Below are 16,470 nucleotides of genomic sequence, written 5' to 3'. Positions count from 1 at the left end.
AAAATGTTCAGTGTTGTTATACCTCTATATAATAAAGAAGAATATATTTTAAGAACAGTAGAAAGCGTTCTCTCTCAGAGTTTTGTGGATTTCGAACTAATTATTGTCGATGACGGTTCAGTCGATAGTAGTTTAGAGGTTATTAAAAATATTTCAGACCCTAGAGTTAGAATCATACAGCAGGCTAATCAAGGCGTAGGTCCAGCAAGAAATACAGGAATGGCTGAAGCAAAATATGATTGGATTGCACTCCTTGATGCTGATGATGCATGGTCACCTTTTCATTTAGCTGAATTAGTGAAAATAATCAATGCCTTTCCTTTATCAAAGATGGTATCTAATAAGGTATTACAGTTAAATACAGCTATGAATATAACTGATACTGAAGAAGATACGCTAAGTTTTATTCGCGTAGCAGACTATTTCCTTGAAGCTGCTAAAGATATAAGTGTTATACACAGTTCTTCAGTAGCAATCAAAAAGGAAGTGTTTAGTAGTATTGGTGGCTTTAGTGATGCAAAAATGGGAGAAGACTTAGAGTATTGGGCAAGAGTAGCACTATCTTATCCAGTAGCAATATCTGATAAAATAACCTGTTATTACTTCAGAGGGACAGGAGGTATAATGGAGAGCGAAAGCGTAGCAGCTCGGAAGAGAACAGGTATCAAATCACTGAAAGACTTGTCACCCTCTGTAAATATGTTAGTAGAGAGGGCTACGGAGAATCCTGCAATTCTCAAAAGAAATAACGTAAAGAAATATATTAACAGTCGCCTATTCAACGGTGTAAAAGCATCAGTGTTTAATAAAGATATCAAGAGAGCAAAGAAGCTTTCTAGTTTGTCTTTACCTCAGCTAGATAAGATTTCTATTTTCTTATTTACGTTTAACCTCACTCCAGAACCTATATTAAAAAATACCTTTAAAATATACTCTTATATAAAGAATTAATCGATATATTTTACAAGCGTTAAAGTTTAAAGTTTAGTTGATAAGATAAATGAGTATAAAGTTATGATAAAAAATTTAGAGGTATGTATTTACTCTCCGAGTGAGAATATTTGGGGTGGCGGTCAGATTTATATAGAGAATCTATGTCGCTATATGAATGATAAAGGTCTAGCGACTGTCATTGCAACCTCAGAGCCTGATACCTTTTCTTGCCCCACAATAACGATGGATTCAGTCGCTTCAAAAGCCAAAAGACTATCCAGCTCATTACACCTTGCTAAAACCCTTAAGCGTTCTGGTATCAAAGTTATCGTTCTTAATGACCTGTCTTCATTATGGCTAGCCCCCATGTTTAGATTACAGGGATTTAAGGTAGTGTCTCTTTTGCATTTATATCTGCAGAAAAGGAATGCGGCTGGATTGGGACATAGCGATGCGGAATACCATCTATTAAGGTTTTCAAGCCGTTTTTGCGACAAGGTTTTTAGTGTAAATAAAGAGAACTTACAAGCATTTCCTGTAGAGGTTGAATTTATAGGTAACTTTATCTCTCCTTGGTTTTTTAGTGACAGTAAAGCATCTAAGAAGTATGATTTAGCTATTATTTCTAGACTTTCCAAGGAAAAAAATATTCCGCTTTTTGTTAATTTGATAAATAGGCTTAATTCTCAAGGCATTCAGCCAATCAAATCTCTAATATTAGGGCGTGGTGAAGAAAAAGAAAACATCATCAGTGCTATTGAACAAGCAGGGTTGCAAGATGTTATAGATTTGCAAGACTGGGCGGATAGGAAAGATCTACCAGCTATATACGACAGTATCAAATGCTTTGCTATTACCAGTCATCATGAAGGGTTTGCTACTACTTTACTTGAAGCGCATGCTCGTGGTGTGCCAGCTATAACAACTAAAAGTGCTGGATTCTGTGCGGAGTTTGTAGAGGGCTTTGGTAGAGCTACTGGTATCTCTTTTGAGCCCAAGGAAATAGATTCTTTAGAATTTCAACAACAAGTACTTTCACTAATTGATAATGCAGAAAGCTATCATCAAGCTTGTATTGATAAAGCTAAAATATTCAATGAAGACGAAGTGCTAGGAAAAATACATTCATATATAGAATTAATAATAAATAATAAATAATAAGGTGAATGGTGTGAAAGTATTATTAGTCATAACAGGCCTGGGTATGGGAGGTGCTGAACATGTAGTAGCTAATTTAGCAGATGAACTTGTTAATAGAGATCATGAGGTTAAAGTAGCTTATATGACTGGGCCAAAGTTAGTGCTGCCTAAGAGTAAGAAAATAGAGGTCGTTTCTCTAGAGATGAATAGCTATACAGATACCCTTTCATCATATTTACAGTTGAGAAAGCTCATTAATAGCTTTAATCCAGATGTTGTTCATAGCCATATGTTTCATGCAAATATATTCACAAGACTTCTAAGGATATCCGTTAATATTCCTAAATTAATAAGTACAGCACATAACACTAATGAAGGTGGAAAGACTAGAATGTTGGCTTATCGAATAACGGATAAGTTGACAGATATTTCTACAAATGTAAGTAGTGAAGCAGTATCTGAGTTTATTCGTAAAGGTGCAGTGAAAACAGGTCGCATGGTCAACGTAACAAATGGGATTGATATTAGAAAGTTTTCATTCGATAGAAATGCTAGAGGAAATATAAGAGCCGAGCTATCCGTAAATAATGAGAAAGTATTACTTGCTGTTGGACGATTAGATACACAAAAAGACTATCCAAATCTTATAAATGCTGTACATTTTTTAAGCAAAAACAGAAAAGACTTTAAGCTTTTTATAGCTGGTGATGGCCCCCTAAAAGATGACCTCAAACAGCGCATTGATGAGCTAAACCTGACTGATGTTATTCAGTTTTTAGGGATACGAAGAGATATTCCATCTTTGATGTCTGCTGCAGATGTTTTTGTACTTTCCTCAGCTTGGGAAGGGTTTGGCTTGGTAGTTGCTGAAGCTATGGCCTGTGAGCGTTTAGTTGTGGCTACTGATTGTGGCGGAGTAAAAGAAGTAATAGGTGAAACGAATTTTCTTGTGCCGCCTAAGAATTGTCAGGCATTAGCTAATGCACTAGAACGAGCTTTAGAGTTAAGTGTTAATGAGAGACTAGAATTAGGTATAAAGGCAAGGCAGAGGGTTATACAGCATTATTCATTAGGTGGCGCTATTAAGAAGTGGTTGTACCTCTATTCTGCTTCGACACGTGATTTAGAAGAACTGATGCTTAATAGTTAATTTCTTTTTTATATTTAGCTGGTTTATTATGATAATAATATTTATAAATAAAACTTATAAAATATCTCTTTAAGCTGATAATAATCTTGGTTTTTAAATAATATAGTAAATAATATAGATTAAGGGGCTGTAGTAGATAAGCACTATGCTAGACTACTTTTATGAAGATAACCCGTTGTAAACTCAGTAAAAAAGTACAGCGAAGGCTGTTAGAGTTTTTTACGGCTGAAGTGACTGCTAGAACAGCCGCAGATTTGCTTGATATTCAGCCTAATACTGCTGCACTTTTTTATCATAAAATAAGACTTGTGATAGATCATCATCTCTCATTACAAGCTGATGAGCTTTTTGATGGCGAAGTCGAATTAGATGAAAGTTACTTTGGCGGCGTACGCAAAGGCAAAAGAGGTCGCGGGGCTGCTGGTAAAACCGCTGTATTTGGGATTCTAAAACGAAACGGTAAGGTGTATACCATTGTCGTAGCAGACACCAAACAGACTACTCTAATGCCTGTTATTAAGCGTAAAATCAAGCCTGACAGCTTTGTTTATACGGATAGCTATCGAAGTTACAATGCACTGGATGTGAGCGAGTTTAAACATTTCAGAGTCAATCACTCTATAGAGTTCACTTGCGGTAAAAACAATCACATCAACGGCATTGAGAACTTTTGGAATCAGTCTAAACGAACGCTCAGAAAATATAATGGGATCGATAAGAAGAACTTCCATTTATTTTTAAAAGAGTGTGAGTTTAGGTTTAACTATGGCTCACCATCTAATAAGCTGAAAACGCTGAAAAAATGGTGTGATATTTAATCCTTATCTACTACAGCCCCTAGATTAAAGTTGTGCTTATGAATCTTGTTACAAACCCATGGCAAATAATTACAGCCTTTATAGTTTTCGTCTTCGGTGCAATTATCGCTATAAGCTTGCGTAGATCATTTAACTGTTCTACTAAACGTGCGCTTGCGCTTTATTTATGGCATGCTCTTTTATCTATTGTTTATGTTTTTTATGTAATCAATAATGGCGGAGACGCTATTATGTATTTTAAGAGTAGTTTTTTACCAGAACTAGTATTTTCTTTTGGAACGAAAGGCGTCATATTATTTACCTCTTTGTTTACCCAAGGTTTTGGTCTCTCACTATTAGGTACGTTTCTTGTTTTTCAAATTTTTGGGTTTATTGGTCTGTTAGCTTTCGATGCCGCTCTAAGAGAAGTAACACAATATAAATCTCGTCAAATACGCCGTATAGCCACCTTAATCGTATTCTTACCCTCAGTTAGTTTTTGGTCGTCTGCAATAGGTAAAGACTCCTTATCTTTTATGGCAATGGGTTTAGCGCTATGGGCAGCAATGAAGCTCAATCGCCGAGTAGTGTTGATGGTGATTGCTGTATTAGTTATGCTGTTTGTGCGACCACATATTGCTGGCATGATGGTGATCGGGTTAGCCGGTTCTATGGTATTTCAGCGCAGGACACCTATTGTCCAACGCATAGTTTTTGGTGCAGTGGCTATTGTAGCAACCGCTGTTTTGGTGCCTTTAGGGCTTAATTATGCTGGAGTAGGTGAGGATGCAAATTCTAGTGATGTAATGAGTTATATTGAAGGACGTGAAGGACAGAACTTACAAGGCGGTTCTAGTGTTGACATTGCCAACATGAGCTTTCCTATGAAACTGTTTACCTACTTATTCCGCCCTATGCCATTTGAGGCGAATAGTATATTTTCGCTACTGGCATCAATAGATAATATAATATTGCTATTTTTGTTCATTGCAGGTACTCGTGCTGCTATAAAAAAGAAATTGCCTAGTCAGTTCGCTGAGCATAATAGAATGTTCTTGTGGATATACTGCTTTTTAGCTTGGATTATCTTGGCAATGACTACTGCAAACTTAGGTATAGCTATGCGACAGAAGTGGATGTTTGCCCCTATGCTTATATTTCTACTAATATCTCTCATTGGAAAAGAAAGAAAAACAGCAGTTATTACAAATTAAGATTATTCTGAGATTGACTTTTCTCATAAAGAACTAAGGCTAAAGTAACTAATGAAATTCCTAATTATAGCCAGCTATCCCGCTTCAATTCTAAAGTTTCGTGGTGCTTTAATTCAAGCGCTACAAGATAAGAGCTTTGAGGTTCACATTGCTGCTCCTGAATTTGAGACTTTTCCAGAAGAGTATGAGAATCTCACTGCTTTAGGCTATGTGGTTCACCCTATACCTATGCAGCGTACAGGGACCAACCCGTTAAACGACGCTAAAACTTTGTCTGCTTTATACTTATTGATGAAGAAAATTAAGCCCAGCCATGTAATGGGTTATACCATTAAACCAGTCATCTATGGATCGCTAGCAGCTAAACTCGCTCGTGTGCCGCATCGTTTTGCTCTGATTACAGGTCTTGGTTACGCCTTTCAAGGAGCAGATGAACAAGACTATAAAAAGTCTAATCTACAAAAAATAATGCATAAGCTGTATTCAGTAGCATTAGCATCAACTCATAAAGTATTTTTTCAAAATCCTGATGATGAAGCATTATTTAAATCTATGGGTATCTTAACGCCCAATGCCTCAACTACCGTTGTTAATGGCTCAGGTGTTGATATATCAGAATATAGTGTCCAGCCATTTGCCACTATAGATGATATATTGATCCCTAGGTTTCTATTGATAGCTCGCTTGCTGGGCGATAAAGGAGTACGCGAATATGCACAGGCAGCTCGTATTGTAAAAGAGAAATATCCGCAAGCTCAATTTGACTTAGTAGGCTGGATCGACGATAACCCTGATGCTATCGAGCAAAAAGAGTTAGATAATTGGATTAATGAAGGGTTATTTAACTTTTGGGGTAAGCTTGATGATGTGAAGCCAGCCATTGCAGCGAGTTCTATTTATGTATTGCCTTCTTATCGAGAAGGCACACCGCGCACGGTACTAGAAGCGATGGCAATGGGTCGCCCAATCATTACGACGGACGCACCAGGTTGTCGTGAAACAGTGATTGATGGTTATAATGGTTATCTCGTTCCTGTTAAAGCGGTAGAAGAATTAGCGGCTGCGATGGAATATTTTATTGTTAATCCAGCGCTTATTATTGAAATGGGTAAGGCATCACGCCAATTGGTAGAAGAAAAGTTTGATGTGGATGCTGTCAATCAATCAATGCTAGAAGCGATGGGTTTATAATTTATATAGTAGAGTCACAGGAAGAAGAATGATAAAACGCCTTTTTGATATCACCACCGCTACCACCGCTTTAGTTGCTTTATCTCCGGTATATGTGATCACTGCTTACAAAGTCAAAAAGAACTTAGGCTCACCAGTGCTATTTCGTCAGACACGTCCGGGTCTAGACGGTAAGCCATTTGAGATGATTAAATTTCGTACCATGAAAGATGCCATAGATAGTGATGGCAATCCTTTGCCTGATAGTGAGCGTTTAACTGACTTTGGTAAAGCACTACGTAATAGTAGTTTGGATGAACTGCCTGAGCTGTGGAATGTCTTCAAAGGTGATATGAGTTTAGTGGGACCACGCCCATTATTAATGGAATACCTGCCGCTATATAGTAAAGAACAAGCGCGTCGCCATAATGTTCGCCCTGGTATTACGGGTTATGCGCAAGTGAATGGGCGTAATGCCATCGGTTGGGATAAGAAGTTTGAGCTTGATACGTGGTATGTAGATAACCAATCATTGTGGTTAGATATCAAGATATTGTTTAAGACGGTAAAAAAAGTAGTTATCAAAGATGGTATTAGCGCTGACGGCGAAGCGACCATGAGTAAGTTTACTGGTTCTCAAAACCAATCAGCTTTAGAAAATAGCTATGAGTAAAATATTTGCCGTCTATGGTGCCTCAGGCTGTGGTCGTAGCTTAATGCCGGTAGCCGTTGATCAATTACGGAGCTTAAATGCTCAAGCAGATAGCCAAATCGTATTTATTGATGACGCATTAGATAAAGATGCGAATGTTAACGGCTATACAGCGATGAATTATGCAAAATTTAAGAGTATAAATAGTGATGATAAATTTGTCTTGATTGCCATTGCTAATAGCAGCATTCGTCAAAAAATTGCAGATAAATTGGTTCAAGATGGTATCTCATTGTGGACAGTAAAGGGAACCACCACTTTAATTATGGATGCAGTCAGTATCGCTGCCGGTGCAGCGCTCAGCCCTTTTGTGACGATTGGTGCAAATGTGCGTATTGGCAAATGCTTTCATGCCAATTTATACAGTTATGTCGAGCATGACTGCGTCATTGGCGACTATGTGACCTTTGCCCCGCGTGTCAGCTGTAACGGCAACATTCATATCCATGACCATGCCTATATCGGTGCAGGTGCCGTGATTAAACAGGGTACTCCTGACAAGCCCTTAGTCATCGGTGCGGGCGCAGTCATAGGTATGGGCGCTGTCGTCACCAAGAGCGTGCCTGCAGGTGCTATTATGATAGGCAACCCCGCCAGACCGTTGGCGCGCTAATACCCGCTCAATTTTTTCTTAATATATTGCCCTAATTGTTCCAACGTCTTATTTATTGAGGATATTATGCTAAATTCATTTTTTTCACCGTGGCCGAGCTTTACTCAAGAAGAGGCGGACAAGGTCAGTGCTGTTTTGTTGTCTAATAAAGTTAACTACTGGACCGGACAAGAAGGGCGCGAGTTTGAAAAAGAATTTGCAGCATGGGCAGACAGCAAATATGCAGTAGCCGTTGCTAATGGCACACTGGCATTGGATGTGGCATTAAAAGCGCTGGATATCGGCGCAGGTGATGAAGTGATTGTCACGCCGCGCACCTTTATTGCCAGTATCTCTTGTGTGGTCAATGCAGGTGCGACGCCTGTATTTGCGGATGTGGATGCCGAGACTGGCAACATCTCGCCTGAGACCATCAAAGCGGTATTGACGGATAAGACCAAAGCGGTCATTTGTGTACATTTGGCTGGCTGGCCGTGCGATATGGATGGTATCATGGCATTGGCGGATGCGCATGATTTATATGTCATCGAAGACTGCGCGCAGGCACATGGTGCGCGCTACAAAGGTCGTAGCGTTGGTAGTATTGGCCATATCGGTGCGTGGAGCTTTTGCCAAGATAAAGTAATGACCACAGGCGGTGAAGGCGGTATGGTCACCACCAATGATGAGCAATTATGGCGCAAGATGTGGGCGTATAAAGACCATGGTAAAAGCTATGCCGCGGTCTATGAAACCGAGCATCCACCAGGCTATCGCTGGCTGCATGAGAGCTTTGGTACCAATTGGCGTATGACTGAGATGCAAGCGGTGATCGGGCGTATCCAGCTGGCGCGAATGAGCGATTGGACACAAAAGCGCACGCAAAACGCGCAGGCAATTTTGGATGCGTGCACACGCTGGGCAGAAAAAGGCTATTTGTCTGTACCCCGCTTAGAAGAGCGCACCGACTTTGCTGATGCCAAGCACGCCTACTATAAGCTGTATGTCTATGTAAAGCCTGAAAACCTACCCAAAGGCTGGACACGAGACGGTATTATTGCAGCCATTAATGAGCAAGGCGTGCCGTGCTTTTCAGGCTCAGCATCTGAAGTGTATTTAGAAAAAGCTTTTGATGATACAGGTCTGCGGCCAACATTGCCATTACCGATAGCCAAGCAATTGGGTGAGACGAGTCTTATGTTCTTGGTACATCCAACTTTAACTGAGTCAGAGATTGAACAAACTGTGCAAGCTATCGAACAAGTATTTACCAAAATGGCTGATGCTGTGTAAGTATAATCTGTATTATTAAGCTATTATTTATCAAACCTTGTTATAAAAGCAGACCCTTATGAATAAAAAGTTAATGACGGCATTAACTGCCAGTATCGTAACAATGTCTTCTATGCTAGCCACAACCGCTACTGCGCAAAACCTCTATATGAATGACTTGCGCTTAAAGGCTGATATCGACTGGCTCAACACTCAAGGCGTCACTCAGATCAGTACGAGCACTTGGCCGTTGACGGCTAATGAGATTGAGCGCGGACTATTGGGCGCCCAGTTAACTACGCCTGTGCAGCAGCAAGTCGTGCAGTCTATCCAAACCCGTCTTAATAAAGATCGTGAGTCCTTAGTTAAAGCGACTGGCGAGCTCTCTATACAGACCGATCGTCAACAGCTGCCACAAAGCTTCGGCGATAATAAACTCGCTGGGCAGCAACTTAGCGGTTCAGTCGGACTTAGCGAAGCCAATTGGGAGTTTAATCTGCAGGCTAATGTCAAGAATGATGAGCTCATAGATGATGATTCTGACGTCAGCTTTGAAGGCTCTTATCTAGCGGGTATGGCTGCTAACCAATGGCTAGTCGCTGGTAAGATTCCGACTTGGTGGGGTCCTGGGCATGATGGTAGCCTGATTCGCGGTGATGCTAGTATCCCGGTGACCGGCTTTACTATGCAGCGTGATACGCAAACTGCGCCTGATTATAAGTATTTAAACTGGGTCGGACCTTGGCAGTATCAGCTATTTGCTGGGCAATTGGATGATTATGATGCGGTTCCTGACGCTAAGCTATTTGGCGCGCGTCTAACCGCTAGTCCATTGCCTTGGTTAGAAGTCGGCGCTTCTCGTACCTTTATGTGGGGCGGCGAGGGTCGACCTGAAAGTTTAAGCTCCTTTGGTGATGCCATATTAGGTACCAAAGACAATGGTGGTCGTGATGGTGGCGATCCAGCCAATCAATTGGGCGGCTTTGATGCCAAACTCAAGCTTGCCTCACTGATTGATGTTCCGGCTAGCGTCTACGGCCAGTATATTGGTGAAGACGAAGCTGGCGGCTTACCGGCTAAAAACATGTATCTAGCTGGCGCTGACTATGCTTCATCTGCCTACGGCAAGCCCTATCAGCTGTATGCTGAATATACCGATACGCGTACAAGTGGTGAGGTCAGAGGGATCTCCTATGACCATATTAACTATACCGATGGTTATTATCAGCAAGGTTTTCCATTAGGCTATGCACTAGGCGGTGATGCGGAAAGTATTGCGCTTGGTGGTCGCTTATGGCTTGATGAGCGTAACTTTATCAATGCCAAACTACAACACGCTAAAGTCAATCAGTCAGGAGAGTTAGACTCTCGCACTGGGGAGGCGGATAACCAAGCCTATCCAACAACGGATAAGCTCACCGCTGTCGATGTTGCATGGGAGCATCAGCTACAGCCGCTGACCAAAGTTAGCACAAGATTATGGGCAGTAGATTCAGATGTAGAGTCAACCGATGTCGGTGTTGGTATCGGTATTGAGCTTGCGACTTACTAAAACTAAGTTATTGTAATTTAAAGAGCTTACTAGTTGATTAGTAAGCTCTTTTTTATTGCGAATCAAGTAGACGTAACAGTTGAGGACAAATCCGGCATCGGTGGCAGCTCGTCCAAAGCTGTCAATCCAAAAGCGTCCAGAAATTGTGGGGTAGTATGCAGTAGCGCTGGACGTCCTAAAGTGTCTTTATAGCCCTCTTCCATAATCCAACCTTTATCAAACAGCTGTCTTAATAGGCTACTAGATAACGTCACGCCGCGCACATACTCAATATCGCTACGAGTGACCGGCTGCTTGTAGGCAATGACGCTTAGCGTCTCAAGTAGCGCCTGGCTAAGACGCTGTTGCCGCTGTGGAAACACACGCTGAATGAGCGCGCTATAGTCGTCAGCGATTTGCAAACGGTAGCCGCTAGCGGTTTGATGAAGTCTTAACACACTAGAAGCTAAGCGCTGTTGTAATTCCGCTAGGGCTTGCTCTAATTCCTTGGCAGACACAGACAGATGCTTGCGTAGAGCTTTATCAGTCAGCGGTGCATCTGAGGCGTGCAGTAGCACCTCTATTTGTAGGCTATGCTCTTTAGTATTAGAGATATCGTTATTATTTATCATGTCTGTTCTATTTATCGGTAAATTAAACGCCAACGGCGAACACTACAGCAACCATTGCAAAGTTAACGAGTTTATCTGGCTAGCCTCTTTATCAGCTTCTACATCGCTACTAACTACGCCTACTAACTGTCTTTTCATGAGCTCTAGCACCGCTACGAAGCTCACTACTGCGCCGACTCTGCCTTGCGACTTGTCTAATAGCTGATAAAAGGAGCGAGCACTACCAGTACTTAACTGCCGACTAATGCTAGCGATTCGATCAGATAGGGGCACCGCGTCGACTTTGATGTTATGCATTTGATAATCAGGCTGCAGTTGCATCTTAAATAAGCTATCGATCAGTAGAGTAGGTGAGTAGCAAGGTAGCTCAGCTTGCATGACATCCGTACTTGGCAAACTGACCATAGCTAAGAACACATCGCGCTCAAGACGAACTAAGCTATCTAAACGCAGGCTTGCTTCTTTGATTTGCGCGTAAGATTCTAAGCGTTCAATCAGCTCCGCTTTTGGGTCACGTTCATCAGTTGGGGTTTGCGGTTTTGGTAGCAGCAGCTCTGTCTTGATGGCAATCAAAGTTGAGGCCATCAGTAGATAATCACCAGCGAGCTCAAAATGATCACTATCAAGCTCGCCAATATAAGCCAAATACTGCTCAGTGATCGGCAAAATATCCATCTGGGTTAGATCGACGTTGTTTTTTTTGACGAGATACAACAAAAAGTCTAACGGCCCTGCGAACTGCTCAAGCCAAATAGCAAAAGCGCCCGGCGGTACATATAAGTCCTCGGGCAGGTTTGCTACTGGCGTTTGATAAATGCGCAGAGCGGCATCAATCGTATCAGTTGACGCCTGGTCGGCTAAATCAGAGGCAGCATCAGGCGCTAGGCTAATCGTTGAAGGCATCTTAATCTGACTAGCTGACTGGTTATTTGAGTTTAGCTAGTGGGCGAATACCGATGGCGCGGCGCGTTTTATCAAGCTGTTTACGGCTATGACGGCGAGCTTTGTCTGCGCCCATTTGCAAGATTTCTTCTAACTCTTTTGGATTGGCCATCAGCTCTTCGTAACGCGCGCGGAACGGGGCAATCTCATTATTAATCTTATCAAAGAGCGCTTGTTTGGCATCGCCCCAGCCAATACCTGTCGCAAATTGCGCGCGCATATCAGCGATCTCAGCAGGAGTAGCAAAGGCTTTGTATATCTCAAAGATAGCCGAATCGTCCGCGTCTTTTGGCTCATCAGGCAGCTGTGAGTTAGTCACAATCTTCATAATGGCTTTATGCATTTGCTTCTCTGAGCTCACTTGCGGATTGGTTTCACCAAACAGCGGAATAGTATTACTGTAGCTCTTGCTCATTTTACGGCCGTCAAGGCCCGTCAGTAGTGGAGTGTCATCATCGACTACTGCGCTTGGTAAGGTAAATAGTGGCTTATATCTATGATTGAAAGTACCAGCGATATCGCGTGCCATCTCAATATGTTGGATCTGGTCACGGCCTACAGGAACGTGAGTGGCATTGAACATCAAGATGTCAGCCGCCATCAGCACCGGATAGCCAAATAGACCCATAGTAATGCCAAAATCTGCATCGACGTCTGGTTTCTCAGCATTAATATCGACTGCAGCTTTATAAGCATGTGCGCGGTTCATCAGACCTTTAGCGCAAGAGCAGTTTAAGATCCAAGCCAGCTCGGTAATCTCTGGCACATCGGATTGACGATAAAAGGTTACGCGCTCAGGATCAAGACCGCAAGCGATCCAAGTGGCGGCGATGGTTTTAGTTGACTCATGAATGATAGCAGGATCATAACAGCCAATAATACCGTGATAATCGGCTAAGAAAAAAAACGCTTCATCGTCACTATTCTGAATGGACTCAATCGCAGGACGAATGGCACCAACATAGTTACCTAAGTGAGGAATACCGGTGGGTTTTATACCGGTAAGGATGCGTTTGCTTTGATTGGAAGCGTCCGAATTAGAGTTATCGCTCATAAAATATCCATTACAGTGTTTTTAAATTATGGTGTATAGGCGTTTAGGTGCTAAATCATAACCGCAGAGTATAACAAATTTATCGGCGATTTTTATGCTCGAATAACTGAAGAGCAGTTTATTTAGCCTATTACTTATAAATATCGCGGCGGCCGTTAGGACCATGCTTATAGCGCCGATGAAACCACATCCACTGAGTGGGGTCAATACGAATGAGGCTCTCTAGTATTTCATTGACTCGCGTGGCATCAGCGACTTCATCTTTACTCGGATAGTTCTCAAGCTTTGGTGTGATTGTTAGATGATAATGTGGGCGCTTACCACGCGGCAGATTATCTGGGGTCTGCCGATAAGTATGCAGCGCCATTACTGCTGGTGGATGGGTTTTACTACCTAGCTTAGCCAAACGCCGTGCCATCGTAATGGTCGCCGCAGGTACACCAAAAAAGGGCGCCATAACTCCTTGCTTGAGGCCATAGTCTTGATCGGGTGAGTACCAAATGACATGGCCTTTATTAATAGAATCGACTAAGCTGCGCATATCACGACTAGAGATCTGCTTGCCAAAGATATTGGTGCGACCATTGTAGATAAACCAATCAAGCAGCGCGTTATTTTGCGCGCGGTACATACAATCGGCGGCAAAAAACTGCGTGCAAAGTAGACCGCCCAAATCGAGCATCGTATAGTGCGCGCCCAGTAAAATTACCGCACGCCCTTCATTTTGGGCGTTGACTAAGTGCTGCAAACCCGATACCGATACCGTACGGGTAAATACATTAGGACGGAACCAAGCACATAAGGTTTCAAACACTCCGACGCCTTGATTGACAAAGACTTGCTTTGCCATTAGCTCGCGCTCCGCTTCCGGCTTCTCTGGAAAAGCCAGACTTAAGTTAATCAGCGTGTCACGACGCCGCGAACCTGCTAGCTTGTAAATCAAAACACCGAGCTTACGACCGAGCCAAAACTGATAACGTAGCGGCAAATAAATCAGCGGCAATACTAGCGCTAAAACTAGCCAAATACCCCAGTACTTCGGCAATAAAAACTGCCATTCAAAAGGCCTTTTCTCGGCTTGGGCAGTTTTCTTTTGCGTCTCAGTAATCATAGGCGTACCTGCCGGCAGAGCAGGTGATTTTGCTTGCTTATTAGAGACGCTATTTGGTGCGGTAGAATTTTGGTTATCGGCTTTGCTAGGATCGTATTGTTCGGGCGCTTTCATAAGAAGGTACTATAATAAAAGGTGCTACTATGATGGGGTAGATAAGCTTGCTTTACAAGATGAGTTTTGCTTGTAGCAAGTATGAGTCTGTGTTTGAGCCCAATAATTTATTTACATCGTTGATTACAATATATAAATCGTCAGGCATAAAAAAACCTTATAAGCAGCGAGCCACTTATAAGGTTTTGCAAAACTAAGCTTAAATTAGCAGCTACTCTTACCAATATCTGACGAGAAATAGAGTAGCAAGCCAATAAGCCATAGCTTCGATTAACGTTTTGAGAATTGTGGGCGCTTACGTGCTTTACGTAGACCAACTTTCTTACGTTCAACTTGACGTGAATCACGAGTTACAAAACCAGCTGCTTTTAGAGCAGGCTTATTAGTTTCGTCAAGCTCGATTAGGGCACGAGTGATACCGTGGCGAATCGCGCCTGCTTGACCACTGATACCGCCACCTTTTACAGTGATGTAAAGGTCGTAATCATTAGGTGATTCAAGTAGCTCTAATGGCTGACGAACAACCATACGTGAAGTTTCACGGCTGAAGTATTCATCAAGTGGTTTACCGTTGACATTGATGCTACCAGTACCTTTCGCTAAAAAGACACGAGCGGTAGACGTCTTGCGGCGACCAGTTCCGTAATTGCGTTCCATAAAATTATCCTTAGATGTCTAGTTCTTTAGGTTGCTGAGCTTCATGTGGATGCTCTGTACCCGCATATAGTTTCAGCTTCTTGATCATCGCATAGCCAAGAGGGCCTTTAGGAAGCATACCCTTAACTGCTTTGTGTAGAACATCTTCAGGCTTATGTGCAATCAGCTTGTTGAAGTTGGTTTCTTTAATACCACCTGGGTAACCACTGTGGCGATAGTACTTTTTATCTTGTGCTTTTTTGCCCGTTACCGCGACTTTATCTGCATTGATGACGACAATGAAGTCACCAGTGTCAACGTGCGGGGTATAAGACGTTTTGTGCTTGCCACGTAAGCGAGTAGCGATTTGCGTGGCTAAGCGACCAAGGGTTTTGCCGTCAGCATCGACAACATACCAGTCATGGGTCACTTCAGCTGGTTTTGCACTAAGTGTTTTCATGATAAAACCTTAAATTTAGAATTCGTTGAGAGTTTAGCTGGGAACGGGGCTCTCAAAAAACAGACTGCACATTATAAGCAGTAGCGCTCCGGCTTGCAAGCGCCAATGGGGTTTATTTTCTCCTGCATTACATTAAACAGTCGTATTTAGCAGGTTTTTACGGGTTTTGTACTTTTCAGCGATAAAGCACTCGATACCTTATCATTATTTGATGATGAGGGGTTAAGTCTAATCGTAAAAAGCAGTGAGATAATTATGACGTTGACAGCTGATAAAGTCCAGCGACAACTTGTCCTACTTTGTTTTGTTTTAGACACTCAAAGCCAGTTATTGGCTGCAAATTACTATTCTCATTGAGGGTTTCGGCCAATTGCGCCAATTGAGTCGTTAAGTCTTTATCGGCTTCTAAATAGATGAGCGTGCTCGGAGTGAGTAATTCTTGCTCTATAAGTGTCTTCAAGATAGGCTGCCACAGATCGTCTGCGTATGGTGGATCGATAAAGACAATATCAAACGGTTGGTTAATATTCTGATCTTGCTGCAATAATAGCTCAGCTTTACCAGACTTTATAATAAAGCTATCCGCCTCTAAACGTAGCTGTTCAGCGCTTTGTGCTAGCAGTTTTGCTTGTGCTGGGTTGGCTTCAATAAAAGTGCAATGCGTAGCGCCGCGAGATAAAGCTTCAAAGCCTAAGACGCCGCTACCTGCACAGCTATCTAATACGCGCGCGCTATGAATGTCAGCGAGTAGCCAATTAAATAGCGTTTCACGCAGGCGATCTGGCGTCGGACGCAGGCCCTCACCATCGATAAAGGTGATGTTACGCCGCTTAAACTGACCACCGATGATGCGGACATGGCCGGCCGCTTGTTGCGATCTTAATGTACTATCTTTTGCTTTACCGCCCTTTGGTTTTGAAGCTTTTGTTCTTTGAGTTTTTACTTTTTGGGCTTGCGAGCGGCGTATTGCTGAGGGCTTTTTCATAATAAAACGGTTGAATATTAATAGT

The 16,470-nt window shown here is 42.3% G+C and carries 17 protein-coding genes; 10 read left to right on the top strand and 7 right to left on the bottom strand.

The window, feature by feature from the left end:
• The first annotated feature begins 3 nt into the window (after positions 1-3).
• From W234_RS14255 to W234_RS0112395, 10 genes are all read left to right on the top strand, one after another.
• On the top strand, positions 4-951 hold the full coding sequence (locus tag W234_RS14255; RefSeq protein WP_025647158.1) for a glycosyltransferase family 2 protein: 948 nt from the start codon (positions 4-6) through the stop codon (positions 949-951).
• A gap of 63 nt (positions 952-1,014) precedes the next feature.
• Positions 1,015-2,091, top strand: a complete 1,077-nt coding sequence (locus tag W234_RS0112435) for a glycosyltransferase family 4 protein (protein ID WP_025647157.1) — start codon at positions 1,015-1,017, stop codon at positions 2,089-2,091.
• A 13-nt stretch (positions 2,092-2,104) separates the two neighbouring features.
• A complete protein-coding gene (locus tag W234_RS0112430) occupies positions 2,105-3,223 on the top strand; it encodes a glycosyltransferase (RefSeq protein WP_025647156.1) in 1,119 nt (372 codons plus the stop codon).
• 161 nt (positions 3,224-3,384) lie between these two features.
• Positions 3,385-4,041: an IS1595 family transposase gene (locus W234_RS0112425; RefSeq protein WP_025647155.1), complete on the top strand. Its 657-nt coding sequence runs from the start codon at positions 3,385-3,387 to the stop codon at positions 4,039-4,041.
• A 38-nt stretch (positions 4,042-4,079) separates the two neighbouring features.
• Positions 4,080-5,234, top strand: a complete 1,155-nt coding sequence (locus W234_RS0112420) for a hypothetical protein (protein ID WP_025647154.1) — start codon at positions 4,080-4,082, stop codon at positions 5,232-5,234.
• A gap of 51 nt (positions 5,235-5,285) precedes the next feature.
• Positions 5,286-6,425, top strand: coding sequence for a glycosyltransferase family 4 protein (locus W234_RS0112415; protein ID WP_025647153.1), 1,140 nt, complete (start codon positions 5,286-5,288; stop codon positions 6,423-6,425).
• Between the two features lie 28 nt (positions 6,426-6,453).
• Positions 6,454-7,077, top strand: coding sequence for a sugar transferase (locus W234_RS0112410; RefSeq protein ID WP_025647152.1), 624 nt, complete (start codon positions 6,454-6,456; stop codon positions 7,075-7,077).
• Entirely contained in the window at positions 7,070-7,729 is a 660-nt protein-coding gene (locus W234_RS0112405) for a NeuD/PglB/VioB family sugar acetyltransferase (protein ID WP_025647151.1), read from the top strand. The genes W234_RS0112410 and W234_RS0112405 overlap by 8 nt, the downstream gene beginning before the upstream one ends.
• 66 nt (positions 7,730-7,795) lie before the next feature.
• Positions 7,796-9,001, top strand: coding sequence for a DegT/DnrJ/EryC1/StrS family aminotransferase (locus W234_RS0112400; RefSeq protein ID WP_025647150.1), 1,206 nt, complete (start codon positions 7,796-7,798; stop codon positions 8,999-9,001).
• A 58-nt stretch (positions 9,002-9,059) separates the two neighbouring features.
• On the top strand, positions 9,060-10,532 hold the full coding sequence (locus tag W234_RS0112395; protein ID WP_025647149.1) for a capsule assembly Wzi family protein: 1,473 nt from the start codon (positions 9,060-9,062) through the stop codon (positions 10,530-10,532).
• 62 nt (positions 10,533-10,594) lie between these two features.
• Here the strand turns inward: W234_RS0112395 and scpB are convergent, their stop codons facing one another.
• The 7 genes from scpB to rsmD form a co-directional block, all read right to left on the bottom strand.
• The gene (scpB, locus tag W234_RS0112390; RefSeq protein ID WP_025647148.1) at positions 10,595-11,143 is read right to left on the bottom strand and encodes an SMC-Scp complex subunit ScpB; all 549 of its coding nucleotides are present in this window, start codon (positions 11,141-11,143) and stop codon (positions 10,595-10,597) included.
• A 42-nt stretch (positions 11,144-11,185) separates the two neighbouring features.
• Positions 11,186-12,046, bottom strand: coding sequence for a segregation and condensation protein A (locus W234_RS0112385; RefSeq protein WP_051397486.1), 861 nt, complete (start codon positions 12,044-12,046; stop codon positions 11,186-11,188).
• A gap of 22 nt (positions 12,047-12,068) precedes the next feature.
• Complete coding sequence (gene trpS, locus W234_RS0112380) at positions 12,069-13,139, bottom strand: tryptophan--tRNA ligase (protein ID WP_025647146.1); 1,071 nt, start codon at positions 13,137-13,139, stop codon at positions 12,069-12,071.
• 130 nt (positions 13,140-13,269) lie between these two features.
• The gene (locus W234_RS0112375; protein WP_025647145.1) at positions 13,270-14,364 is read right to left on the bottom strand and encodes a lipid A biosynthesis acyltransferase; all 1,095 of its coding nucleotides are present in this window, start codon (positions 14,362-14,364) and stop codon (positions 13,270-13,272) included.
• Between the two features lie 270 nt (positions 14,365-14,634).
• Positions 14,635-15,021: a 30S ribosomal protein S9 gene (gene rpsI, locus W234_RS0112365; protein ID WP_025647144.1), complete on the bottom strand. Its 387-nt coding sequence runs from the start codon at positions 15,019-15,021 to the stop codon at positions 14,635-14,637.
• A 10-nt stretch (positions 15,022-15,031) separates the two neighbouring features.
• Positions 15,032-15,460: a 50S ribosomal protein L13 gene (gene rplM / locus W234_RS0112360; RefSeq protein WP_025647143.1), complete on the bottom strand. Its 429-nt coding sequence runs from the start codon at positions 15,458-15,460 to the stop codon at positions 15,032-15,034.
• Between the two features lie 253 nt (positions 15,461-15,713).
• A complete protein-coding gene (gene rsmD, locus W234_RS0112355; RefSeq protein ID WP_025647142.1) occupies positions 15,714-16,445 on the bottom strand; it encodes a 16S rRNA (guanine(966)-N(2))-methyltransferase RsmD in 732 nt (243 codons plus the stop codon).
• Between the last annotated feature and the right edge of the window lie 25 nt (positions 16,446-16,470).

Source organism: Psychrobacter sp. TB15 (assembly GCF_000511655.1).
GTDB lineage: Bacteria > Pseudomonadota > Gammaproteobacteria > Pseudomonadales > Moraxellaceae > Psychrobacter > Psychrobacter submarinus.
Note: the sequence above shows the minus strand (reverse complement) of the source record. Positions and strands in the feature narration are given on the sequence as shown.

Coding starts and splice junctions, on each gene's coding strand:
- W234_RS0112410 (WP_025647152.1), top strand. CDS start 6,454: ATGATAAAACGCCTTTTTGATATCACCACCGCTACCACCGCTTTAGTT.
- W234_RS0112385 (WP_051397486.1), bottom strand. CDS start 12,046: ATGCCTTCAACGATTAGCCTAGCGCCTGATGCTGCCTCTGATTTAGCC.
- W234_RS0112435 (WP_025647157.1), top strand. CDS start 1,015: ATGATAAAAAATTTAGAGGTATGTATTTACTCTCCGAGTGAGAATATT.
- W234_RS14255 (WP_025647158.1), top strand. CDS start 4: ATGTTCAGTGTTGTTATACCTCTATATAATAAAGAAGAATATATTTTA.
- rpsI (WP_025647144.1), bottom strand. CDS start 15,021: ATGGAACGCAATTACGGAACTGGTCGCCGCAAGACGTCTACCGCTCGT.
- W234_RS0112420 (WP_025647154.1), top strand. CDS start 4,080: ATGAATCTTGTTACAAACCCATGGCAAATAATTACAGCCTTTATAGTT.
- trpS (WP_025647146.1), bottom strand. CDS start 13,139: ATGAGCGATAACTCTAATTCGGACGCTTCCAATCAAAGCAAACGCATC.
- W234_RS0112415 (WP_025647153.1), top strand. CDS start 5,286: ATGAAATTCCTAATTATAGCCAGCTATCCCGCTTCAATTCTAAAGTTT.
- W234_RS0112375 (WP_025647145.1), bottom strand. CDS start 14,364: ATGAAAGCGCCCGAACAATACGATCCTAGCAAAGCCGATAACCAAAAT.
- scpB (WP_025647148.1), bottom strand. CDS start 11,143: ATGATAAATAATAACGATATCTCTAATACTAAAGAGCATAGCCTACAA.
- rsmD (WP_025647142.1), bottom strand. CDS start 16,445: ATGAAAAAGCCCTCAGCAATACGCCGCTCGCAAGCCCAAAAAGTAAAA.
- W234_RS0112425 (WP_025647155.1), top strand. CDS start 3,385: ATGAAGATAACCCGTTGTAAACTCAGTAAAAAAGTACAGCGAAGGCTG.
- W234_RS0112400 (WP_025647150.1), top strand. CDS start 7,796: ATGCTAAATTCATTTTTTTCACCGTGGCCGAGCTTTACTCAAGAAGAG.
- W234_RS0112395 (WP_025647149.1), top strand. CDS start 9,060: ATGAATAAAAAGTTAATGACGGCATTAACTGCCAGTATCGTAACAATG.
- rplM (WP_025647143.1), bottom strand. CDS start 15,460: ATGAAAACACTTAGTGCAAAACCAGCTGAAGTGACCCATGACTGGTAT.
- W234_RS0112405 (WP_025647151.1), top strand. CDS start 7,070: ATGAGTAAAATATTTGCCGTCTATGGTGCCTCAGGCTGTGGTCGTAGC.